This window comes from Deinococcus humi (assembly GCF_014201875.1).
GTDB classification, from domain to species: domain Bacteria; phylum Deinococcota; class Deinococci; order Deinococcales; family Deinococcaceae; genus Deinococcus; species Deinococcus humi.
On record NZ_JACHFL010000008.1, the window covers coordinates 75,552 to 100,713 of the forward strand.

The 25,162-nt window shown below is 62.6% G+C and carries 32 protein-coding genes and 1 tRNA gene; 20 read left to right on the forward strand and 13 right to left on the reverse strand.

Annotated elements, in window-relative coordinates:
* Positions 1–44: 44 nt before the first annotated feature.
* From HNQ08_RS15185 to HNQ08_RS15210, 6 genes are read right to left on the reverse strand one after another with little or no spacing between them, the layout of a single operon-like run.
* Positions 45–1,157, reverse strand: a complete 1,113-nt coding sequence (locus HNQ08_RS15185; RefSeq protein WP_184133822.1) for a hypothetical protein — start codon at positions 1,155–1,157, stop codon at positions 45–47.
* Positions 1,154–1,387 (reverse strand): hypothetical protein, encoded by a 234-nt coding sequence (locus HNQ08_RS15190; RefSeq protein ID WP_184133824.1) that lies wholly within the window; start codon positions 1,385–1,387, stop codon positions 1,154–1,156. The genes HNQ08_RS15185 and HNQ08_RS15190 overlap by 4 nt, the downstream gene beginning before the upstream one ends.
* Positions 1,388–1,404: 17 nt before the next feature.
* Positions 1,405–1,563, reverse strand: coding sequence for a hypothetical protein (locus HNQ08_RS15195; protein WP_184133826.1), 159 nt, complete (start codon positions 1,561–1,563; stop codon positions 1,405–1,407).
* A complete protein-coding gene (locus HNQ08_RS15200; RefSeq protein ID WP_221284217.1) occupies positions 1,560–1,841 on the reverse strand; it encodes a helix-turn-helix domain-containing protein in 282 nt (93 codons plus the stop codon). Before HNQ08_RS15200 ends, HNQ08_RS15195 begins: the two co-directional genes overlap by 4 nt.
* Positions 1,838–2,056 (reverse strand): hypothetical protein, encoded by a 219-nt coding sequence (locus HNQ08_RS15205; RefSeq protein ID WP_184133828.1) that lies wholly within the window; start codon positions 2,054–2,056, stop codon positions 1,838–1,840. Before HNQ08_RS15205 ends, HNQ08_RS15200 begins: the two co-directional genes overlap by 4 nt.
* A gap of 56 nt (positions 2,057–2,112) precedes the next feature.
* Positions 2,113–2,340 carry a helix-turn-helix transcriptional regulator gene (locus tag HNQ08_RS15210; protein ID WP_184133830.1) on the reverse strand — a complete coding sequence of 76 codons (228 nt, stop codon included), beginning with the start codon at positions 2,338–2,340 and terminating at the stop codon, positions 2,113–2,115.
* Positions 2,341–2,445: 105 nt separating this feature from the next.
* Here HNQ08_RS15210 and HNQ08_RS15215 point away from each other — a divergent pair, with 105 nt between their 5' ends.
* The 5 genes from HNQ08_RS15215 (at position 2,446) to HNQ08_RS15235 (ending at position 5,724) form a co-directional block, all read left to right on the forward strand.
* A complete protein-coding gene (locus tag HNQ08_RS15215; protein ID WP_184133832.1) occupies positions 2,446–2,967 on the forward strand; it encodes a helix-turn-helix transcriptional regulator in 522 nt (173 codons plus the stop codon).
* Positions 2,967–3,602, forward strand: a complete 636-nt coding sequence (locus tag HNQ08_RS15220; RefSeq protein WP_184133841.1) for an ImmA/IrrE family metallo-endopeptidase — start codon at positions 2,967–2,969, stop codon at positions 3,600–3,602. The genes HNQ08_RS15215 and HNQ08_RS15220 overlap by 1 nt, the downstream gene beginning before the upstream one ends.
* A gap of 343 nt (positions 3,603–3,945) precedes the next feature.
* Positions 3,946–4,164: an excalibur calcium-binding domain-containing protein gene (locus tag HNQ08_RS27955; RefSeq protein WP_268240020.1), complete on the forward strand. Its 219-nt coding sequence runs from the start codon at positions 3,946–3,948 to the stop codon at positions 4,162–4,164.
* A 52-nt stretch (positions 4,165–4,216) separates the two neighbouring features.
* Positions 4,217–4,576, forward strand: a complete 360-nt coding sequence (locus HNQ08_RS15230; RefSeq protein WP_184133843.1) for a hypothetical protein — start codon at positions 4,217–4,219, stop codon at positions 4,574–4,576.
* A complete protein-coding gene (locus HNQ08_RS15235; protein WP_184133845.1) occupies positions 4,573–5,724 on the forward strand; it encodes a tyrosine-type recombinase/integrase in 1,152 nt (383 codons plus the stop codon). The genes HNQ08_RS15230 and HNQ08_RS15235 overlap by 4 nt, the downstream gene beginning before the upstream one ends.
* An 82-nt stretch (positions 5,725–5,806) precedes the next feature.
* Here the strand turns inward: HNQ08_RS15235 and HNQ08_RS15240 are convergent.
* A tRNA-Val gene (locus tag HNQ08_RS15240) sits at positions 5,807–5,881 on the reverse strand.
* A gap of 168 nt (positions 5,882–6,049) precedes the next feature.
* Here HNQ08_RS15240 and HNQ08_RS15245 point away from each other — a divergent pair.
* Entirely contained in the window at positions 6,050–8,845 is a 2,796-nt protein-coding gene (locus HNQ08_RS15245) for a hypothetical protein (protein WP_184133847.1), read from the forward strand.
* A gap of 71 nt (positions 8,846–8,916) precedes the next feature.
* Here the strand turns inward: HNQ08_RS15245 and HNQ08_RS15250 are convergent, their stop codons facing one another.
* Positions 8,917–9,243 (reverse strand): hypothetical protein, encoded by a 327-nt coding sequence (locus HNQ08_RS15250; protein ID WP_184133849.1) that lies wholly within the window; start codon positions 9,241–9,243, stop codon positions 8,917–8,919.
* 274 nt (positions 9,244–9,517) lie between these two features.
* Here HNQ08_RS15250 and sdhC point away from each other — a divergent pair, with 274 nt between their 5' ends.
* From sdhC to HNQ08_RS15270, 4 genes are read left to right on the forward strand one after another with little or no spacing between them, the layout of a single operon-like run.
* Positions 9,518–9,874 (forward strand): succinate dehydrogenase, cytochrome b556 subunit, encoded by a 357-nt coding sequence (sdhC, locus tag HNQ08_RS15255; RefSeq protein ID WP_184133851.1) that lies wholly within the window; start codon positions 9,518–9,520, stop codon positions 9,872–9,874.
* Between the two features lies 1 nt (position 9,875).
* Complete coding sequence (locus tag HNQ08_RS15260; RefSeq protein WP_039684240.1) at positions 9,876–10,253, forward strand: succinate dehydrogenase hydrophobic membrane anchor subunit; 378 nt, start codon at positions 9,876–9,878, stop codon at positions 10,251–10,253.
* A 38-nt stretch (positions 10,254–10,291) separates the two neighbouring features.
* Positions 10,292–12,043, forward strand: a complete 1,752-nt coding sequence (gene sdhA / locus HNQ08_RS15265) for a succinate dehydrogenase flavoprotein subunit (protein ID WP_184133852.1) — start codon at positions 10,292–10,294, stop codon at positions 12,041–12,043.
* Between the two features lie 60 nt (positions 12,044–12,103).
* Entirely contained in the window at positions 12,104–12,874 is a 771-nt protein-coding gene (locus HNQ08_RS15270; protein WP_425321352.1) for a succinate dehydrogenase iron-sulfur subunit, read from the forward strand.
* Positions 12,875–13,141: 267 nt separating this feature from the next.
* On the opposite strand, the gene HNQ08_RS15275 is transcribed toward HNQ08_RS15270, so the two are convergent.
* Genes HNQ08_RS15275 through hemB form a run of 4 tightly spaced genes read right to left on the reverse strand, consistent with a single transcriptional unit; the run spans position 13,142 to position 15,683 of the window.
* Positions 13,142–13,654: a hypothetical protein gene (locus tag HNQ08_RS15275; protein WP_229790075.1), complete on the reverse strand. Its 513-nt coding sequence runs from the start codon at positions 13,652–13,654 to the stop codon at positions 13,142–13,144.
* A gap of 56 nt (positions 13,655–13,710) precedes the next feature.
* The gene (locus tag HNQ08_RS15280) at positions 13,711–14,022 is read right to left on the reverse strand and encodes an antibiotic biosynthesis monooxygenase family protein (protein WP_184133854.1); all 312 of its coding nucleotides are present in this window, start codon (positions 14,020–14,022) and stop codon (positions 13,711–13,713) included.
* Between the two features lie 27 nt (positions 14,023–14,049).
* Entirely contained in the window at positions 14,050–14,625 is a 576-nt protein-coding gene (locus HNQ08_RS15285) for a cyclin-dependent kinase inhibitor 3 family protein (RefSeq protein WP_229790074.1), read from the reverse strand.
* A complete protein-coding gene (gene hemB / locus HNQ08_RS15290) occupies positions 14,622–15,683 on the reverse strand; it encodes a porphobilinogen synthase (protein ID WP_184133856.1) in 1,062 nt (353 codons plus the stop codon). Before hemB ends, HNQ08_RS15285 begins: the two co-directional genes overlap by 4 nt.
* Before the next feature lie 78 nt (positions 15,684–15,761).
* Here hemB and HNQ08_RS15295 point away from each other — a divergent pair, with 78 nt between their 5' ends.
* From HNQ08_RS15295 to HNQ08_RS15340, 10 genes are all read left to right on the forward strand, one after another.
* Positions 15,762–16,760 (forward strand): heme-dependent oxidative N-demethylase subunit alpha family protein, encoded by a 999-nt coding sequence (locus HNQ08_RS15295; RefSeq protein WP_184133858.1) that lies wholly within the window; start codon positions 15,762–15,764, stop codon positions 16,758–16,760.
* A gap of 10 nt (positions 16,761–16,770) precedes the next feature.
* Positions 16,771–17,229, forward strand: a complete 459-nt coding sequence (locus HNQ08_RS15300) for a ribonuclease domain-containing protein (RefSeq protein ID WP_184133860.1) — start codon at positions 16,771–16,773, stop codon at positions 17,227–17,229.
* Entirely contained in the window at positions 17,226–17,624 is a 399-nt protein-coding gene (locus HNQ08_RS15305) for a barstar family protein (RefSeq protein WP_184133863.1), read from the forward strand. The genes HNQ08_RS15300 and HNQ08_RS15305 overlap by 4 nt, the downstream gene beginning before the upstream one ends.
* Positions 17,625–17,883: 259 nt before the next feature.
* On the forward strand, positions 17,884–18,876 hold the full coding sequence (msrP, locus tag HNQ08_RS15310) for a protein-methionine-sulfoxide reductase catalytic subunit MsrP (RefSeq protein ID WP_184133866.1): 993 nt from the start codon (positions 17,884–17,886) through the stop codon (positions 18,874–18,876).
* 2 nt (positions 18,877–18,878) lie between these two features.
* Complete coding sequence (locus tag HNQ08_RS15315; protein ID WP_184133868.1) at positions 18,879–19,559, forward strand: protein-methionine-sulfoxide reductase heme-binding subunit MsrQ; 681 nt, start codon at positions 18,879–18,881, stop codon at positions 19,557–19,559.
* Between the two features lie 133 nt (positions 19,560–19,692).
* Positions 19,693–20,715 (forward strand): phosphate ABC transporter substrate-binding protein PstS, encoded by a 1,023-nt coding sequence (gene pstS / locus HNQ08_RS15320; RefSeq protein ID WP_184133871.1) that lies wholly within the window; start codon positions 19,693–19,695, stop codon positions 20,713–20,715.
* A gap of 193 nt (positions 20,716–20,908) precedes the next feature.
* On the forward strand, positions 20,909–21,919 hold the full coding sequence (gene pstC / locus HNQ08_RS15325; RefSeq protein ID WP_184133873.1) for a phosphate ABC transporter permease subunit PstC: 1,011 nt from the start codon (positions 20,909–20,911) through the stop codon (positions 21,917–21,919).
* Positions 21,919–22,782, forward strand: coding sequence for a phosphate ABC transporter permease PstA (pstA, locus tag HNQ08_RS15330; RefSeq protein WP_425321353.1), 864 nt, complete (start codon positions 21,919–21,921; stop codon positions 22,780–22,782). The genes pstC and pstA overlap by 1 nt, the downstream gene beginning before the upstream one ends.
* A gap of 97 nt (positions 22,783–22,879) precedes the next feature.
* Positions 22,880–23,638, forward strand: a complete 759-nt coding sequence (gene pstB, locus HNQ08_RS15335; protein WP_184133880.1) for a phosphate ABC transporter ATP-binding protein PstB — start codon at positions 22,880–22,882, stop codon at positions 23,636–23,638.
* Positions 23,639–23,797: 159 nt separating this feature from the next.
* Entirely contained in the window at positions 23,798–24,412 is a 615-nt protein-coding gene (locus HNQ08_RS15340; RefSeq protein WP_184134131.1) for a phosphate signaling complex PhoU family protein, read from the forward strand.
* A gap of 358 nt (positions 24,413–24,770) precedes the next feature.
* On the opposite strand, the gene HNQ08_RS15345 is transcribed toward HNQ08_RS15340, so the two are convergent.
* Complete coding sequence (locus tag HNQ08_RS15345) at positions 24,771–25,034, reverse strand: acylphosphatase (RefSeq protein ID WP_184133882.1); 264 nt, start codon at positions 25,032–25,034, stop codon at positions 24,771–24,773.
* Positions 25,035–25,162: the final 128 nt, after the last annotated feature.

Genomic DNA, 25,162 nt, shown 5'->3' on the forward strand with positions numbered 1-25,162 from the left:
AAAGCAAGAAGTAAAGCCGGGAAACCCTTTCCCGGCCTGTGAGTTCAGAACGCCAGCACTTTCTTCTGGGCTTCGGCGAAGACCTGTGCGGCTTCGTGGTTGTCCCAGCTGCTGAAGGTGTCGAGGATGCCCACCGCCTGTTCCTGGTTCAGCTCTTTGGTGCCGATGGCTTTTTCATCGTTGGCGAGGTAGCCCCACAGGACGGCCCGCTCCGCGCTGGTCTTGGCCCCGGCACGGGCGGCGTGCTGGCTCAGCAGTTGCCGCTGTTCACTGGTGGCCAGAGCGGGCGTCAGCACGGCGTCCACAACATCAGGTGCGGTGTGGGCTTGCTCGGCCTCCTGATGGGCTTCTACCTTGGTGGGCAGCCTCCCCAGCACGGCTTTCAAGTCCTGGCGCAGTGCGGCGGCCTGACCAGCATTGGTGCGCCATTCGCTGTACTTCGCGGCGTAGGCGGTCTCGTCAATGTGGGGGCGGGCCTCGGTCCACAGCGTCTTGATCTCCCCCGTCAGGGCTTCGCTGGGCGCGGCGGTGCGGACAGGTGTTCCGGCCTGCTCCTGAATCTCACGGGTAATGTTCGCGGGCCGGGCGGTGGGAGCAGCCTTGACCTCCTGAGTCACCGTCATGGCCCCGTCTTCGTCTACCTGGACGTCCGCGCCCATTTCCTCAGGCGTGTACAGACCATCGATCACGTCCGGGAACACCACGCGGGCACAGGCAGCCACCGCGCGCCACTGGTACATGACGGGGGCCTGCTTCTGATAGTTGTCCTTGCCGTCCAGCTTCATCGCCCGCGCCTCAGTTGGGCCGAATTTGGCGGTGAAGGGGGCGCGGCCCCGGCGCTTCATGGTCACGCAGGCCCCGTCCACACCAGTCACAACTTCGATGTTTTCCAGTTGTCCGCTGCGGTTGATCAGGCTCAGCATCAGTTGGGGGCTGACGGTGGGTTTGCCCTGGATCACGGTGATGCCGTTCAGGGCGGCCATGGCGGGCAGGCCCAGTTCCATGCCTTTGACCATGATGGCGACGGCGGCCTCTGGACTCTGAACGCTGCTGGGCAGCATGCGGCTCTTGACCAGCATGGCACCGAATTCCAGCAGTTGCATGGCCTGTCCGGCGAGGGCCAGGGTGTTCGTTTCGCGGTGCATGATGGCGGTCATTCCGTCACCGTTCCTTCGCCCCGGCAGTGGGGGCAGTTGATCAGGGGTTGATTGCGTCCGCCGTCGGTGCAGTCGCACAGGCGTGACGCGCCGGGCGTCTCGGCCCAGTCCGCTGCGTAATCGACACGCCCCGCGCGGTAGACGACGAGGCTGCACCGGCCTTCGGCCCACAGCTCACGGGCCAGGGTGCCGGTGCGGACGGGGAGGCCCACGCGCACGCGGCCGTCCATGGAAAGCGTGAAGGCGGTCATCCGAACATCACCAGCAGCTCGTCGATGTCGGCCATCTTCCAAGCCTTGAGGCTCAGCCCAGCACCCGCACCGATCAGGAGGGGCGATTCCAAGACACCGCCCAGCGCGAGACAGACGATGGCCAGCACGATCATCAGGAACGTGGCGCGCCTCACGCCGCACCGCCCTGCTGGTACGTGGCCAGCGCGTTTTCAGGGATGCGGATCTGGCGGCCCACGCGGGTGTGGGTGATGCGGCCGTCGCGCACGTCTTTGTAGATGGTGTCGGGGCAAACGTTCAGCAGCGCAGCGAACTCAGGCACGCTGTAGTACGTGGTGGGACTGAGGGTGGCAGCGGCAGGTGCGGGCGTGAACTCCGCCAGCGCTTCAGACACGGCCAGCCGCACCAGCGCGGCCAGTTCCTCGCCGGTCATGACGACGATGGGGGCGGTCATGCCCGTCCGCCTTTGATCTCCGTCAGATCCCAGCCTTCGCAGGTGGCGCCGTCGATGGTGGGGTGGCTGGCGTTGCAGCCGCGTCCGATCATGCCCAGGCCGTGAACGTGGCCGCAGGAGTCGCAGCGAAGGCCGGTCACGCCACGCGCGCGAGCATCAGCGGCGAGGACAGCCCAGGTAGGGCGGAGGGTGCGGGTGGGTGCTAAGATGGTCATGTCTAAAACCTCCGGGTAGGCGGGCGCGTCTGATACACGCGCTCTTTTCGTTTGCCTCAGGCCACTGCTTTTAACGTTACAGCCTTAAGCTGTGCCGAAAAAAGGTCATCCAAACGAAGCTCAAGAGCCGCCGCGATTCGGAACGCGATGGACACGTTGACATCGGTGGTTCTGCCGTACTCATGGGCCTCGATCGTCTTGGCAGAAACGCCAGCAGCGCGAGCCAGGGCTTCGCGAGAGAGCCCTTGAGCTTCTCGGTGTTCACGTAGCCTGTCCATTCGCATAGCCCTAATATAAGTCTATGACATTCATACGTCAATAGGAATAGAGCTGTAGCGTTTTGATAGTGGGGAACCACTAGCCTACTATTTGCGTAGTGCTATGGCGTTATGACATTCGTTGCCGTCGCCTACCCTTTTATGGCCAGAAACCGCTCCACTTCCCCTCAATACGAGCCGACGCAAGCAAGCTTGGCGTTGAAGATGCGGCGCGTCGAACTGGGCAAGAGTCAGGCGGATGTTGCATTCGAGTCTGAGGTGTTGACCCAGACTACCGTGAGCGAACTGGAGCGCGGGAAGTATGGCCCTGAGGATCTGACCGCTGCGCGATTGTCAGCACTGGCTAGAGGGCTAAACTGGACAGTTGCCGAATTAGAAGCGGCAACGGGCCTCAATCTTGGTCTGAGCCCTGCATCCGATGATCAGATGACGGTAGTTTTGCGCCCGCTCCCCGAAGGCCTGCAAGCCGCGATCGACATCTACGGCAAGCGCTTCAGCGATCTGCTGGACCCTACCTGGCAGCAATACATGGCCAAGTTTCGCTGGCGCGAGGGGCAACCGGAAGACGCTGAATCCTGGCTGGATCTCTATCGTGACCTCTCCCGTGCCGGAATCGTGCCGGGCGAGAACTGATGCGGGATGCTTCCCACGCTGCGCTGGCCTACGCTGCAAAGATTCACGCACAGCATGGCTATGAAACCTGTCCTGAACGCTTGTGTGCGGCCCTGGGCATCCGCGTCATTCCGGGCCGCGAGAACCGCGCCGTCAACGGGCCGCCCAGCATCATCACCTTGCGGCAGGACCGCTACGCGCCGCGCCAGAAGTTCACCATGCACCATGAGATTGCCCACGTCCTGATTCAGCGGGCGGGTCTGGAAGATGCGGTGCTGAACGAAGTTGACGGGGATGATGCGAACGAACATCTAGAGGCGGTGGCCAGTCACATGGGCGCGGCGCTGCTGATGCCTGCTTCGCTGGTGCGGCAAGCCATACGGGATTGGGGGGATCGTCCCGAGGCGATCTTGAGGATTCAGCAGGGCAGCGGCGCAAGTTTTCCCGCTGCCCTGGTGCGTTATGTGACCCATGACCTTGAAGCCAGCCGTGGGGCGTTCGCCACCAGCGGGAGCTATGTGGCGCACGCGGCCAGCATCAACATGCGTCCGATCTACCGCTATGACCGTGTCCCAGATCCGCGCGCCAGTTTCCCAGAGGCGGCGCTGCTCAGCATTCCCAACCGCGCCCGCACCGTGGGCGTCATGGTCTTTTAAGGAGAGGACGATGAAAAAGTTGCTCGCGCTTGCCGTAATGGCACTCCCTGCTGCGGCGGCCGTCCCGGCCAGTGGACAATTTGGCGCATCCGCAAAAGTGGCGTTGTTGATGCTGGAGGGCAAGACTGCGCCATGCAAAAACCCGGCCCTGAATACAGCCGCCTTTCAAACGGCCTGCGCCACAGTCCCATAATATGCGGCGGCGTTCAAGGCAAACTGGCCGCTGGTGGAAGAAGTCTCGTTCCCCGGTCTCACGCTTGTGCAGGACTGGAAGGCTGATCCAGATCCCGCGTCTAAGGGTGCCTTCTCACGTGCTTACGCCTTGAACGAGACGCCCTTCCTGGTGTACTACCAGCCCACCGGCACCACAGGCCACCTCACCTTGATTTACAGATCTGATCTCCAGCCGACTGCGCCAGCGCCTGCTTCCAATGCATCGTCTCCCAGGTTCAGTTCCTGCGCCGCTGCCCGTGCCGCTGGCTACAGCAACATGCGACGGGGTCAGCCGGGCTACAGCAGCAACCTAGACCAGGACAATGACGGGGTCGCCTGCGATCAGTGAGCAGCCCCCGCACCATCGGCGTCATGGTTTTTTGAGGAGATCCGTGAAAAGAATGTTCCTTCTTCCCTTGCTGCTGGCCGCCTGTGCGCCAGCGGTGCAGACCAACCCAATCACCACCGCCAGCCGCACGTATGCCGCCAGCTGCCCAGCCGTCCTTGACGCCCTGACCGCCGTGGCGATCCGCACCCAGCCCTCAGGTGCCGTGGGGGTTGGGAGCTGGTCGCTTCTTGGCCTGGTGTCTCGTACCGAGAGCACAGCGACTTATTCCAGTCAGTCCATGAATCAATTCGCCACAACGGTCCAGGCCACCTGTACGGGTGAGGCCACACTGACACTCGACAGCGCAGGACAGACCCCTCCCCTGCTCAACGCTCTGAATTCCACCCTGCTGGATGGTGTCAAGCTGCCATGACCCGCAAACCCCCAGCCAAACGCGGGAACGGGGAAGGGACAACCCGTCAGCTGCCCAGCGGCAACTGGCGCTGGGAAGTGATGGTGGAAGGCCGACGCCACGGCGGGACCGCCCCCAGCAAGACGCTGGCCCGTCAGGCCGCCGCCCGTCTGATCGCCGACGCCACACGGGGCGGCGTGGTGGACCCGAGCGCCGAGACGCTGGGCGAGTACCTGACGCGCTGGCTGGAAGGCAAGCAGGCCAGCCGCGCCGTCCGCACCCACCAGATTCAGTCCGATCACCTGGAGCGCCATATCTTGCCCGTGATCGGCAAGGAACGGCTGCAGAAGCTCTCCCCTGCCCACATGCGCCGGTTGTTCGACTCCCTGAACAAGGCTGGGCTGGGGGCGTCCTCTCAGCGCCAGGTGCATCAGATGCTGATCTCGGCATTAGGCGAGGCACTGCGCCTGGAACTCGTGACCCGCAACGTGGCCGAGGTGGTCAAACCCACACCAGCCAGAGGCAAGGAGAAGACGGCACTGGCCAGCTTCACGGCTGAGGAGGCCGCCCGGTTCGCTGCTGCCGCTGCTGCAGACCGCTGGGGCGCCCCGTTCCTATTTGCCCTCAGCACAGGAATGCGCCGCGGTGAGGTGGTGGGCCTGCGCTGGCAGGACGTGGATCTGGACGCGGCCCAGGCCCACGTCCGCGAGATCGTGACCACGCCCAAGACGACGGGCAGCCGGCGGACGGTGTACCTCTCCCCCGATACCGTGACGCTGCTGCGCAGGGTGCTGGCCAGCCAGGCGGAGCAGCGGGCCGCCCTAGTGGGCAGCGTGCGCGGCCATGCCAAGGGGTATGAGCGCAAACGGCAGTGGGCGGACAGCGGGCGGGTGTTCGTGAACAGCTACGGCGGGACGCTGCTGCCGGGGAACCTGAAGCGGGATATGGGGCGGATCTGTGGGGCAGCTGGCGTGCGCGAACTGCCGATCCATGGGCTGCGCCACACCTATGCCTCGCTGGCCCTGCGTGGCGGTGTCCCGGTGGAGGTGGTGAGCAAGCAACTGGGCCATGCCTCCCCGGCGTTCACCCTGACCCAGTACCGGACTGTGTTCACCTCGGAGCGGGAAAAATGGGCCTTGAATCTGAGTCAACTGGTGGGGGCGGATTGAGCGGTTACGCACGCGTTACGCACGGAGCACCTTGGACCCTTTTGGTTGAAATGAAAAAACCCGCGCTAGGCGGGCTTTTTATTGGTGGGCGGTATAGGATTTGAACCTACGACCACTCGCTTGTAAGGCGAACGCTCTACCGCTGAGCTAACCGCCCACGCTGGGGGCCTATGCTAAGGGGTCAGACGGACAGGATCAAGGGGTAGGCCCATCCTATTCAATACCCCGCTATCTAGTCCAGCATCTTAATGAATGCGGGGGGCGCGACGGAACAGGCAAATCTATAGTTCACTCTATCGGATAGATATTAGAATCCTGAAGTTTTATGAAGAAACTTCTGATTCTCCCGGCTGTTCTCAGCCTCAGCGCCCTTCTCTCTGCCTGTGGCGGCGAGGGTGGCACATCCAATCCTCCACCCACTTCCAAGTTCGTAATGACAGTCCAGATTACTGGCGCTGCCACCGCCCCAGTGACGGTCACTAACACCACGAGCAAGGCCACCGTCTTCAGTGGGATGCTGACGGGCAACAAGACCTTTAGTGATCTGGCCGCCGGAAGCGTGCTCAGCGTTCAGGGCGGCGCGGTCAACGGGTACACGACGCCCGACGTGCAGACAGTCACGCTGGACGGCAACAAGAGCGTGACCCTGGAATATAAGGCGTCCTCCATAGTTGGCACGGCCTGGAACAACACCAGTATTGCTGGCCAAGTTGTTGGCACTGATCTGCAACTGAGCAACGCATATCTGGGTAGCTTCAGTGATGACCTTTTCGGCAAAACCACGCTGGTGAACAACGTCGTTTCTTTCGATCTCTCTGCCTTGGTACCTGGGCCACGGGAATTGCTCCCCGATTATTACGGCCCCCGATCTGGCTGCATCGGCAACAACAGTGATCCCGACGCGCAGATCTACGGTAGTACGAACATGACTGTTTTCGGTCCACAGGGCGATCTGCTGGGATACATTGACGAAAAAATTGTGGCTGGGCCGGATTCCGCGCTTCCGCAGGCCACCTTAAACCGCCTGTATTCGGATCGTCGATTCACATACAAGGGTACCTGTACCTTTTACGACAGTGCCGGGAATCCCTACACGGAAACTGTGGATGTCAACATCAGGCGTGGTTGGAACACGTTAGTGGTGTCGCAGGAAGCAAAGGCATTCAACACCCGCAACGCCTCGTCGGATGACCGGATCAAATTGGCCTTCACCTCTGCCGAGCCAAGAGTGGTTGTCGCTCTCGGTGATACCAACCTGAATTTTGTGAACAGTGAGAACGTCACAGTCAACGCTGAGATGATTCAGGTGGGCAATTACTCAGGCGAGATCAGCCTCAGTACCGATCTGCCTGGCCTGACGGTAGAACCTGCCACATTGACCCTCAATCCTCTACCAAAGGTGTCGGCCCAAGCTGCTGGGAGCCGCCCCCCCCATTTCTCAGCTCTCAGTCTGCGTTCTCAGAGACTCAGTGCCAAGCTGACCTTCAAGTACAGCGGCAATGAAAACGTCTACAACCGATTCTTCTCGCTACTCGTCAAAGATTCGGGCGGCAAGCAGGTTGGTCAGGGCAATGGCTTGATCAACGTTTCACGTCCTGGAATCAGCGTAGCAGTGTATGGACCAGAATTGGAACTGGCCCCCAGCAGCACCAGAAGCTTCCCAGTTTCATTGACCGCCGTAGGGAACTTCAGTGGCGAGGTCACGGTCAGCCTCAGCGGTCTGCCTGCCGGGGTGAGCGCTCCCGCCAGTAAGGTCAATCTCCAATATTTCGGTTCTACCGAACTCACGCTGACCAGCGGGGCAACCGTCAAGAGCGGCACCTACCCCCTGACCATTACCGCGCAGGGCGGCGGCAAGAGCGCAACAACCACCATTAATCTGGTGGTTCCCAAATCCAGCGTAAGCGTCAGTCTGGAGAACTCCTCGCTCGCGGTCGCTCAAGGCGAAAAGGCGACCATCGGGGTCACGGTCCAGAGTCGGAATGGATTTTCTGGTTCCGCAACGGTACAACTCACGGGATTGCCCAATGGAATCACAAGTGATCCGACGACAGTCGTTGTGACGCCCAACACCACCACGACCGTCCGGCTCCCTGTCACAGCCGCAGCGAGCGCCACGCTGGGAGAAACGCAGGTGACCGTCACGTCCCCGGACCTCGATCCCCAGCAGTCCAGCTACGGCAACACCTTCACCCTTCTGGTGCGGCCCGCCCGGACAGCTCTGGGAAACAACCTTTCCAGTATTCTCGTGGCAGGCAACAGTGGGGTCTGGACTCTGACTTCAAACTACAACTCCAGCACCTATACCACCACCTCAACTTTCAAACATCTTGTCGACGGGAAAGTGACTTCCACGGCAACCGTGAATGGCGAAATCAATAAGGCGTACTCTCTTTCTGACGGATCGATTCTCGCCTACCACATTTACGATACAAAAGCGTATGTGATCAACGATACCGGCATTCAGACCATTACGAGCAGGCCCTCTGGGCTGGCCGGATATTACAACAGCAATGCTGCAGTAGATGACCAGGGCCGTCTCTGGTTCACACAAGAGAGTGCATCAGGCGCCATGTCCGGTTATTCATTAATGTCCTGGAATCCAGTGACCAGCACTCTCAAATCCTACGTCACCACCAACGACCTGACCTACTTTGGTTCGTATATTGCCAGTAACGATGGCAAGCATCTCGTTTATCAGTCGAGTACTTCGGCAGACTTCAAAATCGATACATCAACCGGAGAAATGAGCAGCCTGGGCACCAATATTTCAACGTCGCCTGAAAACGCAGCTCTCAAGAATGACGGGGTAATCTACTTTACCGATTATTACGGCAGTTCTCTGAAGCGTCTGAATCTGGATGGCACCATCACCGGCTTTCTAGAATTCAATAATATTAACGGCGTGATTGGCATGGACAAGGGCAACGATAACTATCTGTGGGTGAGCACTTATTATGGCGTCGCAAAAATCAACTTACAGACGAACGCAATGACAATAACAAAATTTGATTCTATCTCAGGAAAAATTCTCCTCACTGAGGGGGGAATTGGTGTGCTCACTACAGAAAGCATAAATGGAAACACCGGAACACAAGCTTACTTAACTCTCGTCCGCTAAAAGGCCCTTCAATTAAAATCCGCCGCAATAAACGCGGCGGATCCCATTTTTATCCTTTCAGTCTACATTACTTAGTCCAGTTCCATATCGATCATCAAAGGGTTTTCCTTTGCGTCCTTTCCGCCAGCCCGAACGTCAGGAATCGCGATAGGTGTGCTGCGATCCATCTCTTTAGGAGGCTGACCAGGTTTGACCCAGCGAGTGCCGGGACCCGCTGGCCCAACAGCAGGTGCCGGTGTGACCGGGTAAGCGGCCAATCGGGCGGCGCGCAGGATCGAGTCCAGTTCGGGCGAGGTCAGCAGGCCCTTATTTTCCAGGGTGCTCAGCAGGCCCAGCACCAGCTTGCGCGTGAATTCGGCCTCCTGTTCGGGAGTCTTGAAGGGATTGGCATCGGTCATGGGGTTCAGAGTAGCGCGGCTGGGCTGTTCGCAGGAACCACCTGGGGGCAGGTGTGCTCCCCACCGGGTGACAGCTCCGTCCGGTGCCTGCGGACTAGTCCGGGGCGTCAGGGAGGAGGTGGGTGTTATCCTGGGCAGGTTGAAAATTACCGGATAGAAACGGTCATGATGGTTACCCACACGGCAAAATGTTCGCCTTAAAATATGGACTGAGCAGAAGTCCGGGCTGTGGGTTTGGGTTCAAATGGCCCACGGGCAACCTGGGGAGGAACGAATGTACAAGGGAAGAGAGGGGCAATGGGCATTTTTGCTTCACCGCCTGTCGGGAATCGCGATCCTGGCTTATCTGCTGATTCACGTTTTCAGCATCGGCTCGTTCATCTTTGGTGAGCGGTTCTACATGGCAATTCACGAAACGTACGACTGGCCGATCTTCCGTATCGGACTGGTGTTCATCACGGCGGGGGTGGTGTACCACGCCTTCAATGGCCTGCGCATCATCGTGATGGACTTTACCGGGGCTGGCGTGGCCTATCAGCGCCAAATGTGGTACGCCGTGATGGCGCTCACCGTGATCAGTGGACTGTACGCAGCCTGGACGCTGCTGCCGCGCCTGCTGGGAGGCTACTAGAATGATCCGCGCGAGAACGTTTATCGACGCCAAACAGCAGTCGCACAGCAACGCCGAGCTGAACTGGTGGATCTTCATGCGCATCAGCGGACTGATCCTGGTCTTCCTGGTGCTGGGTCACATCTACATGACCTTTATCCAGGTTTCCGAATCCGATGCCACGTTTACGGCGGTGGTGGGCAAACTGGCGAATCCGGCCTGGAAGTTCTATGACTGGCTGATCCTGGCACTGGCGCTGATGCACGGCACCAATGGGGCGCGGTATTCCATTGAGGACTACATCCGCACCCGTCCCAACCGGGCCTGGGTCAAGGGCGTGTTCTACACCGTGGTGGCGCTGGTCTTCGCTTTCGGCACCATCGGCCTCTTTTCCATCTGAGCACCTTCTCTTTGAGCTTTCAAAGGACGTAACTAACTATGCAACATCGTTATGACGTACTGGTCATCGGCGCAGGCGGCGCAGGACTGATGGCCGCACTGTACGCCGCCAAGGGCAATGTCTCGGTGGCGTGCATCTCCAAGCTGTATCCCACCCGCTCGCACACCGGGGCGGCACAGGGCGGCATCGGCGCAGCGCTGGGCAATGTCGCCGAGGACCACTGGGAATGGCACATGTTCGACACCGTCAAGGGCGGCGACTACCTGACGGACCAGGACGCCGCCGAGGTGTTTGCCAAGGACATCATCGATGCCGTGTACGAGTTGGAGCACATGGGGTTGCCCTTCTCGCGCACCCCGGAGGGACGGATCGCCCAGCGCAAGTTCGGCGGTCACACCCGCGAGTTCGGCAAGGCCGCCGTGGAACGCAGCTGCTACGCCAAGGACCGTACCGGCCACATGATCCTTCAGACGCTGTACCAGCAGAACGTCAAGGAAGGGACCAAGTTCTTCAACGAATTCCACGTTACGGACCTATTGATCGAGGATGGACGCTGCCGCGGTGTGGTGGCCTATGAGCTGTCGACGGGCGAGATTCACACCTTCCATGCCAAGGCTGTGATTCTGGCGGCGGGCGGCTACGGGCGTATCTTCAAGATCACCAGCAACGCGCTGACGCTGACCGGCGACCTGATGAGCATCTACTACCGCAAGGGCCTGCCGCTGGAGGACATGGAGTTCTACCAGTTCCATCCCACCGGCCTCGCCAAGCTGGGCATTCTGGTCACCGAGGGCATCCGTGGTGAGGGCGGCATCCTGCGCAACGACAGCGGCGAACGCTTCATGGAACGCTACGCACCGACGATCAAGGACCTTGCCCCGCGGGACATCGTCTCGCGCAGCATCATCAGCGAGATTCGCGAGGGCCGGGGCGTGGGCCGTGATAAGGACGCCGTTAACATCGACCTGACCCACCTGCCGCGCGAGGTAATTGAAGGGAAGCTGGCCGAGATCACCGATCTGGCTCGCACCTACTTGGGCATGGACCCGGTCAAGGATCTGGTGCCCGTGCAGCCCACAGCGCACTACGCGATGGGCGGTATTCCCACCGACCTGAACGGCCTGTGCCTGAGTGACGGTAACGGTGGCAGCATCGAGGGGCTGTACGCGGCGGGTGAGCAGGCCTGCGTGTCGTTGCACGGCGCGAACCGTCTGGGTACCAACAGCCTAGGTGACCTAGTGGTGTTTGGCCGCCGCGCAGGGATCTACGCGGCGCAGTACGCCCGCCAGGTGGAATTCCCCGATCTCCCCGACGATCCCCAGAGCGGCACCAAGGACATGTTCGATGGCCTGCGCAATGGCAGCGGCAAGGAAAACCCGGCGCTGATCCGCAAGGAGATGCAGGAGTCGATGATGAATAACGTCGGCATCTTCCGCAATGGCCCAGACATGGAGCGGCAGGTCGAGATCCTCAAGGAGCTGAAGTCGCGCTACCAGAACGTGAACGTGGGCGATCCCAGCCTGCGCTACAACAGCGAATTGATTGAGGTGATGGAGCTGGGCTTCATGCTCGACTGCGCCGAGGCCATGACCGCTAGCGCCCTGAACCGCACCGAGTCACGCGGGGCGCATGACCGCGCCGATTACCACACCCGCGACGACATTAACTGGCTCAAGCACACCATGGCTTACAAGGACCTGGACCGGCCCGGCAATGTCCTGATTGGCTACAAAGATGTGGCCCTGAAGGGATTCACCCGCGCCTTCGAGCCCAAAGCCCGCGTTTACTGACCCGTGACTGAGGAGATGGAGGCAGGGTCAGCCCGCTTCATCTCTCCAAAGGAACTTCAAATGACCCAAACGCAACACGAACTCACCGGTATTCCCGCCGCTGCCCAGCAGGGGTTGGCCATGATGCACATCAAGGTCAAGATTCTGCGCTTCGATCCCGAGAAGGACCGCAAAGCGCACTGGGAAACCTACACCATGGACGCCCAGGCCGGGGACCGGGTGCTGGACGTCATCAACGAGGTCAAGTGGTATCACGACCAGAGCCTGACTTTCCGGCGCTCATGCATGCACGGCATCTGCGGCAGTGACGCCATGCTGATCAACGGGCGCAACCGTCTGGCCTGCAAGACCCTCGTCCGGGACGTGGTGAAGGACGGCGGCACCATCACCGTCGAGCCGATTCGCGGCCTGAAGGTGGAAAAAGATCTGCTGGTGGACATGGAGCCGTTCTTCGACTCCTACAAGGCGATCATGCCTTACTTCATCAACGAGTCGCCCGCCCCCGCTGCCGAGCGCATCCAGTCCGAGGAAGAAGCCGAGCGCATGGCACAGTCCAGCAACTGCATCCTGTGCGCGTGCTGCACCACATCCTGCCCGATTTTCTGGGTCAACGGCTCGTACCTGGGACCGGCCAGCATCGTGCAGGCGCACCGCTTCATCTTCGACAGCCGCGACCAGGCCACCCAGCAGCGCCTGAACATCATGAACCAGAACACGGGCGTGTGGCGCTGCCGCACCGCCTACAACTGCACCGAGGCGTGCCCACGCGACATCCCGATCACCCAGCTGATTGAGGAAGTCAAGCGCGCGGTGATGTACCAGCAGTCGTAACCCGAACTCAGAAAGGCGCGGAGGCTACAGCTCTCCGCGCCTTTCGCCGTGGGCGTCCAATCGGCGGGTGGTCTGGGACGCTCGCTTTCGTCAGCGTCGCCGCCAACCCAACCCAATACGACCCGTTTCTCTCTAGCAGTGACCCCTTGGCCAATTCACAGACCTTAAGTCCCAACGCTTGGGCCGCCGCCTACAAACAAGTGCAAGTCGAACTCTTCCAGAGAGCAGACTCTGCCGAACAGCTCTGCGCCTGCGGCAGCCGCGGGCTCAGAATTGCAGGGCGTACTTCACGCCATCGTTGCCGGTACACTCGCCGATCCCATGCTCAGCTTCATCTACAGTTAGGGTACACGTCAAGGTCAGCGTGGGGGCACTTGCGGTGCGAGCGATCAAGTTACCGCTACGGACCGTGGCGGTGCCGGGCCGGGGCGTGTCTAGACGCGTGCCCAAGGCAACTGCGCCGTTTTCACCGATAGCTGCGCTACCACCCACAGACAGACTCAGACCCAGTCCTGCGGGCAGAAGGCTCGCCGCACTCCCACTCAGGATGGCGGTGCGTCCGCTGTAGGTCTGACCGCCGATCCGGATGGTGGCATTGTCCGCCGCAAAGGGATTGCCCAGACGCGGTTGCAGGGTGCCCCGCACGAAACTGACCGTCCCCTCCTGTCCGGTCACGCTGTTGACGATGCGGCCCATCTGCGGGCCAGTCATGGTGGGGGCACAGGAGGCCAGAACGCCCGCAAGGGTCACGCCCAGCAGCACCGGGATCGGTTTCATCATGCCCTCAGTGTAGGAGGCGGGCCTGACGGGGCCATGAGCGACGGGACGGGGACTGCTTACCCTGCGCCGAACTCCAGCACTTCATGCACCTCCAGCCCTCCCTGACCGTTAAACGCCTCCTTGGGCAGGGCACCGCTGCGGGCGTGGCCCTGACGGAAGGCGTCACTGGAGGTCCAGGCCTCAAAAGCCTCGCGGCTGTCCCAGAACGTGAGGACCACGTAGGGCTCTCCGTCTTTGGTGGGGCGCAGAACGTGGTTTGCGATGAAGCCGGGCATACCGTCCACCAGTCCGGCGCGCTGGCGAAAGCGGTCCTCGAATTGCTCGCGGTATTCGGGGCTGACATACATGCGGTTGGCAACAGTGATCATGGGAAAACCTCCAGCGGGCCAGCCCGCTCAGACGGGCAGGGCGTCGGCAAAGTCGTGGACAAACTGCAACTGATCCGACGTTTCGATGGCGTGCGGGCTGCGGGTCTTACGAACCAGTGTGACCGCCTCGTCCGCCCCCATGCCGCCCTGCACCAGCAGGCAGGCGGCGGCCAGCCCGGCCCGGCCCAGCCCACCCCGGCAGTGCACCACCACACCGCGCCCGTCGAGCAGATCGGTCATCAGTTCATCGACGAAGGCGGCGAAATCCGCGCGCCTGGCGGGGGCGTGCTGATCGGGAATGGCGAAGGCCTTGACCTCCAGATTGTTCAGCTCGGCGGCGGCGTGGTAGCCGTCCATACCCAGCATGTCGAACTCGAAATCCTCGATCAGCGGGGCGAGAACGTTCGTGCCGCTCGCCGCCAGGGTCTGCATGTCCCCGTACACGTCACGGTCATGCGTGACCCCTGCCTGCATGACGCTGCGCCCCTTCTTGCCCGGAGCGAAGGTCAGGCCCAGCCGTCCGGGCCACAGGCCGGTGGGAATCCAGTCCACACGAATCGGGTCATCGGGGAGTGCGTTGCCGGTATGGGAAGAATCGCTCACGCCCCATTCTCCGGCGCGGCGTCTTGCCCCGGTCTGACGGGACGCAGGGCGTCCTCCTGCATCACGTCCTCACGCAGCCAGCGGGCGGCGTCCAGCGCGTGGTAGGTGATGATCGCGTCCGCCCCGGCCCGGCGCATGGCCGTCAGGTTTTCCAGCACCGTGCGCCGCTCGTCCATGAAGCCCAGTTGCGCGGCGGCCTTGACCAGCGAGTATTCACCACTGACGTTGTAGGCCACCAGCGGCAGATCAAAGTGGTCGCGCAGCAGCCGGAGCACGTCCAGATACGCCAGTGCGGGCTTGACCATCAGGGTGTCCGCGCCCTGTTCGGCGTCCAGCCTGGCCTCGCGCAGCGCCTCGCGGTGACCTCCCGCCGGGTCCATCTGGTAGGTGGCGCGGTTGCCCACGCTGGGCGTGGACCCCGCCGCGTCGCGGAAGGGACCGTAGTACGCACTGGCGTACTTGACCGCGTAGCTCATGACTGGAATGTCGCTGAAGCCCGCAGCGTCCAGAGCGTCGCGGATGGCCCCCACTTGACCGTCCATCATGGCGCTGGGGGCCACGACATCGGCCCCGGCGCGGGCCTGAGACACCGCAGTGAGAGACAGCAGCTCCAGACTGCGGTCATTGTCCACCGTCCAAGCCTCTGCACCGCTCTGGCCGGGAACCTCGCACAGCGGGCCGCAGTGGCCGTGATCGGTGTACTCGCACAGACAGGTGTCGGCGATGACGGTCAGTCCCGGCACCGCCGCCTTGATGGCCCGCGTGGCCTGCTGAATGATGCCCTCCTCGGCGTAGGCTTCACTCCCGTGGGCGTCCTTGTGGTCCGGAATCCCAAACAGGATGACGCTGGGCACCCCCAGCCGCAGCGCCTCGCGTGCCTGCCCCACCGCACCTTCAATGCTGTGACGGCTGACGCCCGGCATGGAGGCAATGGGAGACTCTTCTGGCCGTTCGTGGACGAAGATCGGGTAGATGAAGTGGGCGGGGCTGAGACTGACCTCGCGGGTCAGGGCGCGCAGGGCAGGGGTGCGGCGCAGCCGGCGTGGACGTTCGAACATGGCGTCAGGCTAACGCGGACGCGTTTCCGAAATTGGAAGGTGAGAAGGGACTCCCCAGGTTTCTGCGACAATGCCCCCATGTCCGCGCCCATCGTCTACCGCCCCTTTCTGAACGGCGTGTACACGGTCTCGGCGGGGCTCTTCCGGCTGGGAACCTCGCCGAAGGGTCAACCTCTCCCCTGGCGCGAGGACGGCGCGGCGGAGACGCACACCTTCGCGCTCGATGACGATTACGAACGCTTCATGGTCAGCAAGTGGGCGGCGCACCGCCGAGCTTTGCACGAGTACGCAGGTGAGGCGAATCTGTCGCCCAAACTTCGGCAGGCTGCCCTCGAGTTCACCGCCGGCGGGCTGGCCGCCGACAGTGGCGGGGCGATGACCTGGGACGGGCAGCTCTTCCGCAACGCATTGCTGGGCTGGGAGGCGCGACTGGAACCGTGCTGGGGTGGACTGGCAGATCTTCGCCGTTTCGATGCGCCACTGGCCGGACTGCGCTCGGATCTCGAACCAACAGGCGCGTTCGATTTTCTGGCCCTGAACGCTCAGGAAGACCTGGCGATCATCGCCCAGGATCATCAGGGCGGGCGCGACTGGCTGGCGGCCACGCACGTGCTGTCGCCGGAGCGCTGGGACCCCCGCGACAAACTGGGGCGGGATTTCGTGGCGGTCCATTCCCCCGTTGCCGGATCCGGCCCCATGAACACCACCGCGCCACGGCTGGTAGACGCGGTGATCGGGCGCGGGCCGTTCGTGCGTTTCGCCTGGGGCGTCACCGGGGATGACCGGCTGGACCACCATCCCGCCGTGCTGGACGCGAAGGAGGCAGCCGGTTTCAGTCCCAACACCGCCTTTGTGCGGGTGGAGCGCCAGACGCTGACCGGCTTTCCGGCGGCGCATGGGGCGCTGTTTACCATTCGGCCTTACGTGTATCCACTGGAAGTGGCCGTTGGGACGCCGGAGCAGGCCCGCGCCCTGGCGGCGGCACTCCGGACCATGACGCAGGAGCAGCAGATTTACAAGGGTTTGCGAGGTGTTCTGCCGGACCTCCTCATCTGGCTGGAAGAACGCGGACTCTAGAGTGCGGGACGTGAACGTGCGCGCCCTCCTGCTGACACCCCTGCTGGCGGTTTTCCTCGCCGGGTGCGATCTGCCCGCTGCGGGGCAGGAGACGGCGCAGCCGCAGACCACCGCCCAGACCACCCAAACACAGCCTCAGTCGAGCCCGCCCGCCTCCAACCGTGATCCACAGAGCGGCCTGCGCTGGATCAACGTCGGCGAACTGCCCCGCGAGGGCGCCCAGCTGCTGCAAACCATTGCCCAGGGCGGGAAATTCCGCTACAGCAAGGACGGCGTGACCTTCGGCAACCGCGAGCGCATCCTGCCCCGGCAGCCGGGCGGCTATTACCGTGAGTACACCGTGCCCACCCCCGGCGAGGGGGACCGTGGTGCTCGGCGGATCGTGTGCGGAGGCCAGCCCGTCACCAGCACCGCCGAGTGCTACTACACCGCCGACCATTACGCCAGCTTCAGGAGGATCCGTCCGTGACGCAAGTGTTTGACCAGCCCCCTGAGGGCATTCAGAAAGCCCCTCACGAGCCGCGTATGCTGGCTGCCGGTTATCAGGTGGCCCTGCGCGAGGTGGGCTTTTCGGACGTGCATGACAAGGAGTCGCTGATGATGGCCATGCTGCGCGGCCTGGCCCTGACCGACAATTTCGGGCACAACTGGGACGCGCTGTACGACGTGCTGACCGATCCGGAAGCGCGCCAGGCCAAATTGGGGCTGCTGCTGCGCGACTTTGAGTATTTCTGCCAGCGGCATCCCCAGCTGAGCGCGGAGCTGGAACGGGTGATGCTTGACGCTCAGCGCGACGCTGCCAAGCATGGCCGTCAGCTGTGGCTGCTCTCGGAAGAACTGGAGAGTGATCCAGGGAACTGGTGACCCAGCCAGAACAATTGGGCGAATAGAGGCGGGGGCACCTCCCCCGCTTTCTGCTGCCGCCTTTGTCCCTGCCCACCCCGGCCTGACATGTCAGCGACGCGGTCCCGTGATTGGCCCAACCCTCACGAGTCCTTAAGGTCGGATGGGTGGCTCTCCTCATTTCGCAAAGCCCGTGACGGTTCAATGAACCGATCACGCGCAGACTGCGTATAGCTAAGAGGCAGGACCCATTCATTTCGCCCTTACAGGAGGCTCAGGCATGAGCGACAAACCCGAAAGCAACGACACCGATCCACAGGATCCCCGCATCCTGATTCCCGGCAGCGAAATCAACCCCCGGCGTGAGTTTCTGCGCAGCGCCGCGTTATTTACAGGTACGGTGGCCGCGCTGGGCGGCGGCCTGGAAATTCTGACGCGCCGTCCCGGTGCGGGCAGCGCCGAGGCCCAGGGCACCGATTTTGTCCGCCCCGCCCGCCTGCTGGGGCCCTATGACACGAAGGAAGCGGTGACGCCATATCAGCAGGCCACGACCTACAACAACTTCTACGAACTGGGCACCGATAAGGCCGATCCGGCGCGCAACGCGGGCAGCCTCAAGCCGCGCCCCTGGACGGTCAAGATTGACGGCGAGGTGAAAAAGCCCCAGACGGTGGACATCGACACCTTACAGTCGTGGTTCCCGCTGGAAGACCGGATCTACCGGATGCGCTGTGTGGAAGGCTGGAGCATGGTGATGCCGTGGCTGGGCTTCCCGCTGGCCGGGTTAATTCGCCGGCTGGAGCCGACGAGCAAAGCCAAATACGTGCAGTTCACGGCGCTGCTGGATCCCAAGCAGTTGCCGGGGCAGCGCAGCAATGTGCTGGACTGGCCTTACGTGGAAGGGCTGAGGCTGGACGAGGCGCTGCATCCGCTGACCATTATGGCCGTCGGCCTGCACGGCAAGGTGCTGCCCGGCCAGAACGGCGCGCCGCTGCGGCTGGTGGTGCCGTGGAAGTACGGCTTCAAGAGCATCAAGAGCATCGTGAAGATCACCCTGACTGAAAAACAGCCGCAGACGACCTGGATGAGCGCCGCGCCCAGCGAGTACGGCTTCTACGCCAACGTCAATCCTGCCGTGCCACATCCGCGCTGGAGTCAGGCCACTGAGCGTCGCATTGGTGAACTGGGCCGCCGCAAGACCCTGCCGTTCAACGGTTACGCCGACGAGGTGGCGGGGCTGTACAAGGGCATGGATCTCAGGAAGAACTTCTAAGCATGAGCACCGGAGACGCGCGTCCGGGAACGCCCGTGGCGAAGACAACACCAGCCAACCGTTCATACAGACCGCGCCGCAAGGCGGCCTCGACAGGCTGGCTGGTACCCGCCATCACCGTCGGCGGCCTACTCCCGGTGGCGGTGTTGATCTGGGACGCGTTCACCGAGGCGCTGGGCGCGAATCCCATTCAACGGGCCACCCTTCAGACCGGGCTGCTGACCCTGACGCTGCTGGTCGCGTCCCTGGCCTGCACGCCGCTGCGGCTGCTGACTGGCTGGACGTGGCCCGCGCGTATCCGCAAGGCACTGGGGCTGCTGGCCTTCGGGTACGCCGTGCTGCACTTCCTGATCTACCTGTTCGATCACGGCTTCAGCCTGAGCGTGATGTTTGAGGACGTGCTTAAACGTCCGTTCGTGACGGTGGGATTCACATCGCTGCTGCTTCTGCTGCCCCTGGCCCTGACGAGCGGCAAGAACGCGGTCAGGAAGCTGGGCTTTCAGACGTGGACGCGGCTGCATCAGCTGGTGTATCTGGCCGTCGCATTGGGGGCGCTGCATTACTACTGGGGCGTCAAGAAAGACCACGTGCCGCCGCTGATCTACGTCGGGGTGATTGCCGCCCTGTTTGCCCTCCGGTTTGTCAGGCGCAGGCCGCCGAGAAAGAAGGTCAGCCCGCTCTGAGCCCCTGTTTCAATGCGCCGCCCCCTTCCATATCAGAGGGAGTGGCGCGGTTTTTAGCGTGTGGCAGCAGGCCTGACATTCCGCTGACGTGCCAGTGACCCTGGCCTGACATTCAGCCCCCAGACTTCCAGGCATGAAGAAGACCTTCCTCCTGGGCCTGGCCCTTGTTGCAACGTCCGCGTCCGCGCAGAGCCTGACCGGTGCAGGCGCCAGCTTTCCCTTCCCGCTGTACAGCAAGATGTTCGCCGAGTACAAGAACGCCACCGGCACCAGCGTGAACTACCAGAGCGTCGGCAGCGGCAGCGGCCAGAAGCAGATCCTTGAGCGTACCGTGGATTTCGCCGGCAGCGACAACCCCATGAGCGACGAGATGCTCAAGACCGCGCCCGCCAAGCTGCTGCACATCCCCACCGCCATCGGCGCCGTGGTGCCCGCCTACAACCTGCCCGGCGTGACCGCGCCTCTGAAGTTCACGGGCAAGGTGCTGGCCGACATCTACCTGGGCAAGATCAAGACCTGGAACGACAAGGCCATCGCCGCCCTGAACCCCGGCGTGACCATTCCCCCGCTGCCGATCACGGTCGCGCGCCGCAGCGACGGCTCGGGCACCACCTTCGTGTTCTCCGACTACCTAAGCAAGGTCAGCAGCGAGTGGAAGTCCAAGGTCGGCACCGGCAACAGCCTGGACTGGCCTGTGGGCACCGGGGCCAAAGGCAACGACGGTGTGGCCGGCGTCGTGAAGAGCACGCCCGGCGCGCTAGGCTACGTGGAGCTGGTGTACGCCAAGCAGAACAAGCTCCCCTACGGCAGCGTCCAGAACCGTGCGGGCAAGTTCGTGCTGGCCGACAACGGCCCGGCCAGCAAGGCCGCCGAGGGCGTCGTGATTCCTGCCGACACCCGCGTGAGCATCACCAACAGCCCCAACGCCGACGCCTACCCGATTGCCAGCTTCACATACGTCATCTTCTACCAGGACCAGAAGTACGGCAACCGCACGGAAGCGCAGGCCCAGGAACTCAAGAAACTGCTGTCGTGGATGACCACCTCCGGCCAGCAGTACAACGAGCCGCTGGACTACTCTAAGCTGCCCAGCAACGCGGCCAACAAGGCCAAGAGCATCATCAACAGCATGACCTACGGCGGCAAGAAGCTGTAAGCACGGTGTCCAGTCCTGGACGGCCCTGGAGAGACTCCGGGGCCGTTTTCCTTTGGCTCTTGGGGGATGGAACGTGCATCCGGCGCCCCACCGGCGACGCACACCACAGCCCCATGTCTGTGCAGGATGCCTGACACCACCCTGACACCCTTGCAATCAACTGTCAGACGTATGCCCGCCAGGGAGAGAAACCATGAGTGAACCCGCCCGTCGTCTGCCCACCCGCTCCGGCATGTCCAGCGGTAGCGACCGCGTCTTTCAGTCCCTGATCCTGATCCTGGCCAGCGTGATCGTGCTGGTGTTCGTGGTCAGCCTGTATCTGCTGGGCAAGGACAGCTGGCCCGCGCTGCAACGCTTTGGGACAGAGTTCTTTACCACACGCACCTGGAATCCGGTCAACGGCACCTTCGGGGCTGCGGCGATGATCATCGGCACACTGGTGACCAGTTTCGTGGCGCTGGTCATCAGCGTTCCCCTGGCGATTGCCAGCGCACTGTTCGTGGCCGAGTACGCCCCCCGCTGGCTGGCCAATCCGGTGGGCTATCTGATCGAGCTGCTGGCCGCCATTCCCAGCGTGGTCTACGGCCTGTGGGCACTGTTCGTGATCGCGCCGGTGCTGGCGCGGTGGCAGATCACCTTCTTCAACCCCGAATACCCGGAACGGCTGGCGCTGTACACCAAATGCGCGGGCATCTGGGCCAATGACCAGACCACGCTCCAGTGCTTTTTTGTGCCGTCGTCCGGGGCGGGACGCGGACTGGCGCTGGCGATCATCATCCTGACCGTCATGATCCTGCCGTACACGGCCAGCGTGGCGAGGGATGTGATCCGCTTGGTCCCCGCCGATCAGCGCGAGGCGATGTACGCGCTGGGCGCGACCAAGTGGGAAGTCATCTCGCGGGCCATCCTGCCCTATGCCCGCGCCGGCATCATGGGCGGCGTGATTCTGGCCCTGGGCCGGGCACTGGGCGAGACACTGGCGGTGGCGATGGTGATCGGTGACAGTCAGGACATTATTAAAAGCCTGTGGGGCAACGCCAGCACCATGGCCTCGGTGATCGCCAACCAGTTCGGCGACGCGCAGGAAACCCTGCACCGCTCCAGCGTGGTCACCCTAGGCTTTATCCTGTTTTTCGTGAGCGTGGGGGTCAACCTGCTGGCCCGCGTGCTGATCCAGCGGCTGACGCCCAAGGGGACCCGATGATGAGTACGGCCACATCCGCCAAGCCCCGGCCCACGCCTGGCCTCAGCCCCGCGCGAAAGGCCCAGAACGCCGTGATGGGTGGTCTGATTCTGCTGGCAACACTGCTGGTGGTTGCCCCGTTGATCCTGATCTTCGTGTACCTGATCCGCGAGGGACTGAGCGCGGTCAACCTGAACTTCTTCACCAAGGTGCCTGCACCCGAGGGCGAGGCGGGCGGTGGTCTGCTCAACGCCATCGTGGGCAGCCTGTACATGCTGGGGATGGCCTCGGTGTTTGGCGTGTTGATCGGCATCGCAGGTGGCATCTTTCTCGCCGAGTACCCCCGGCATCCCCTGATGCCCACCATCCGACTTGTCAGCGACGTGTTGGCGGGCATCCCGGCCATCGTGATGGGTCTGGTGGCGTACGGATTGATCGTTCTGAACTTCGGCTTCTCGGGCTTCGCCGGGGCGCTGGCGCTGGGCTTCCTGATGATTCCGATTGTTGTGCGGACCACCGAGGAAGTGCTCAAGCTCGTTCCTCAATCAGTGCGCGAAGCGGGCCTGAGTCTGGGCCTGCCACAGTGGCTGGTCACCCTACGGATCGTGCTGCCTGCCGCTGCCGGGGGCATCATCACCGGGGTCATGCTGGCGCTAGCGCGGGTGGCGGGAGAGGCGGCCCCGTTGCTGTTCACGGCCTTCGGCAACCCCAACGTCAATCTGGATCCCAGCAAACCCATGAGCGCCCTGCCGCTGGAAATCTACCGGGGAGCTACCAGCGCCTACGACGAGAATCAGCGAATGGCCAAGGCCGGGGCACTGCTGCTGATCGTGCTGATCTTTGCCACGAGTCTGCTGGCGCGCAGATTCAGCCGTAAGGTCTGACCGTTCAAACGCGCAGCAGTCTCTCCCACAACCCTTACTTTTCAGGCGGTCTGACGGTTTGAGCTGCGGACCATCAGACCGCTCCGAAGGAGCCACCATGAACCCCATCCTCAGCGCGAAAAACGTCAACATTTTCTACGGCGACAAGCAGGCCGTGCAAAACGTGAATCTGGACGTGCAACCAGGCACCGTCAATGCCCTGATCGGTCCCAGCGGCTGCGGCAAGACCACCTTTCTGCGGGCCATCAACCGCATGCATGACCTGACGCCAGGCGCGCGGGTTAGCGGACAGATTCTGCTGGACGGGCAGGACATCTATGCGGCAGGGATTGATCCCGTCGCCATGCGCCGCCGCGTGGGCATGGTGTTCCAGAAACCCAACCCCTTTCCCACCATGAGCGTCTTCGACAATGTGGTGTCTGGTCTGAAACTGGCTGGCATGAGGAACAAGGATCAGTTGATGGCCGTCGCCGAACGCAGCCTGAAGGGCGCGGCGCTGTGGGAGGAGGTCAGGGAGCGCCTGAACACCCCGGCCACCGGCCTGTCGGGTGGGCAGCAGCAGCGGCTGTGTATTGCCCGCGCGCTGGCCGTTGACCCCGAGATCCTGTTGATGGACGAGCCGACGAGCGCGCTTGATCCCTCCAGCACGGCCAAGATTGAGGAACTGATGACCGAGCTGAAGAAGGTCACCACCATCGTCATCGTGACCCACAACATGCACCAGGCCGCGCGGGTCAGCGACACCACCTCGTTCTTCTTGGTGGGCGATCTGGTGGAACACGGCCCCACCGAGCAGGTCTTCCAGTCCCCCCGCGACGAGCGCACCGAAGCATATGTAACTGGGCGCTTTGGCTGAGCGCCACGTGGCCGCAGCGTGAAGATCGTGCCGCGCTCTCCTGACCCCGACATCACAGGGGAACGCGATACTGGATGGGTGAGCACACCGGTTCAACGCAACCCGGTTCAATCCGGCGGTTCCGCCAGCGTGGCGCAGATCACAGCCCGCTTTTTGCGGATGCTGAGCATTGCGCTGGAGCAACTGGAGGCAGTCCGCCAGGCCGATGTCCGCGCCGAGTTCGCCGGACTGACCGCCCGCGCCGGGTTACTGGAGCAGGAAACCAACGAACTGGAGCGCGAGATCGAGGACGCCTGCCTGGCCGCCTTTGCCGCGCCGCTGAGCGAGGACGAGCTGGCCTTTCATCTGGTGGTTTTCCGCAGCCTGACCAATCTGGAGCGGGTGGGGGACTACGCTCTGAAGCTGGCACGCGATCTTGAACACTTCGCCCCGCGTGCCCGTAGCGCCACCCTGCAGGACGTGCTCCCGCTGGTGCGGCTGCTCTCGGAGATGCTGGAGCGACTGGTCTACGCCTTTGCCGAGCGCGACGTGGCGGCGGCCCGCGAGGTGATGCGGCTGGATTACGAACAGGTCGACGCCCTGTACGAGCAGATGCAGCGTGCCAGCCTGACGCGGTTGCTGGAGCGCCCCGAGGACACCGAGGTGGCGCTGACCGCCGGGCAGATCGCGCGCAACCTGGAACGGTTGGGCGACCATCTGGTCAACGTGGCCGAGCGGCTCGAAGCACTGGTGCTGGGCCGGGTCGCGAGCTACCAACCGACACATCCGTTCTAACCTGGATCGGAAACGGTGATCGATACTGTCTTGTCTACCCAGCAGGGGCACAGGACGATGAAGGGGCGCCCATTCAGGAGGGTGTCAGGCACTTTGGCCTCCCCCTGATCGGAGCGGCCTCAAGCATCGGGACCAGGAGACGCTGCCAGATTTCTTCCCACGTCCCGGCAATCACCTGAGTTCTCAGAACGTGAGCGTGGCCCAGCGTTCAGGCGAACTGTCGCGCCTGATCTGCAGAGCCACCAGAACCGGCGACACTGGAATGAGCCCTCTCAGACGCACCTGACCTTGGCAGGTTGGGGCGCGGCTGTCGCAACCCGCAGCTCTAGATAAGGTCAGCTCTGAGCAGTGACCGTCACTAGTAAATGTGGAAGTCCCGCAGGCCAGTCTCCTCACTCATCTGGGTCTGCACGTCGCGAACACGGGCGTGGGGCGGGCCGCGCCTGAGCCAGTGCAACAGCCGTTCCAGATCGACCTCATGACCCTCGGCGACGACTTCCACGCGGCCGTCAATCAGGTTCTCGGCATAACCTTGTAAGTTCAAATCTCGGGCATATCTCTGGACGTACAGGCGGTAGCCGACCCCCTGAACATCGCCGATCACCAGGGCAGTCAGACGCATGGGCACCAGGGTAACGCGCGCAGCGAACACAGAGGGTGGAAATCTGACGGTCCGGTGAGGTACCGGGCTGCCAACTCACGCGTCGCCCTCTAGAATACGATCAATGCGCGCGGTTCTGAGAAAATGTG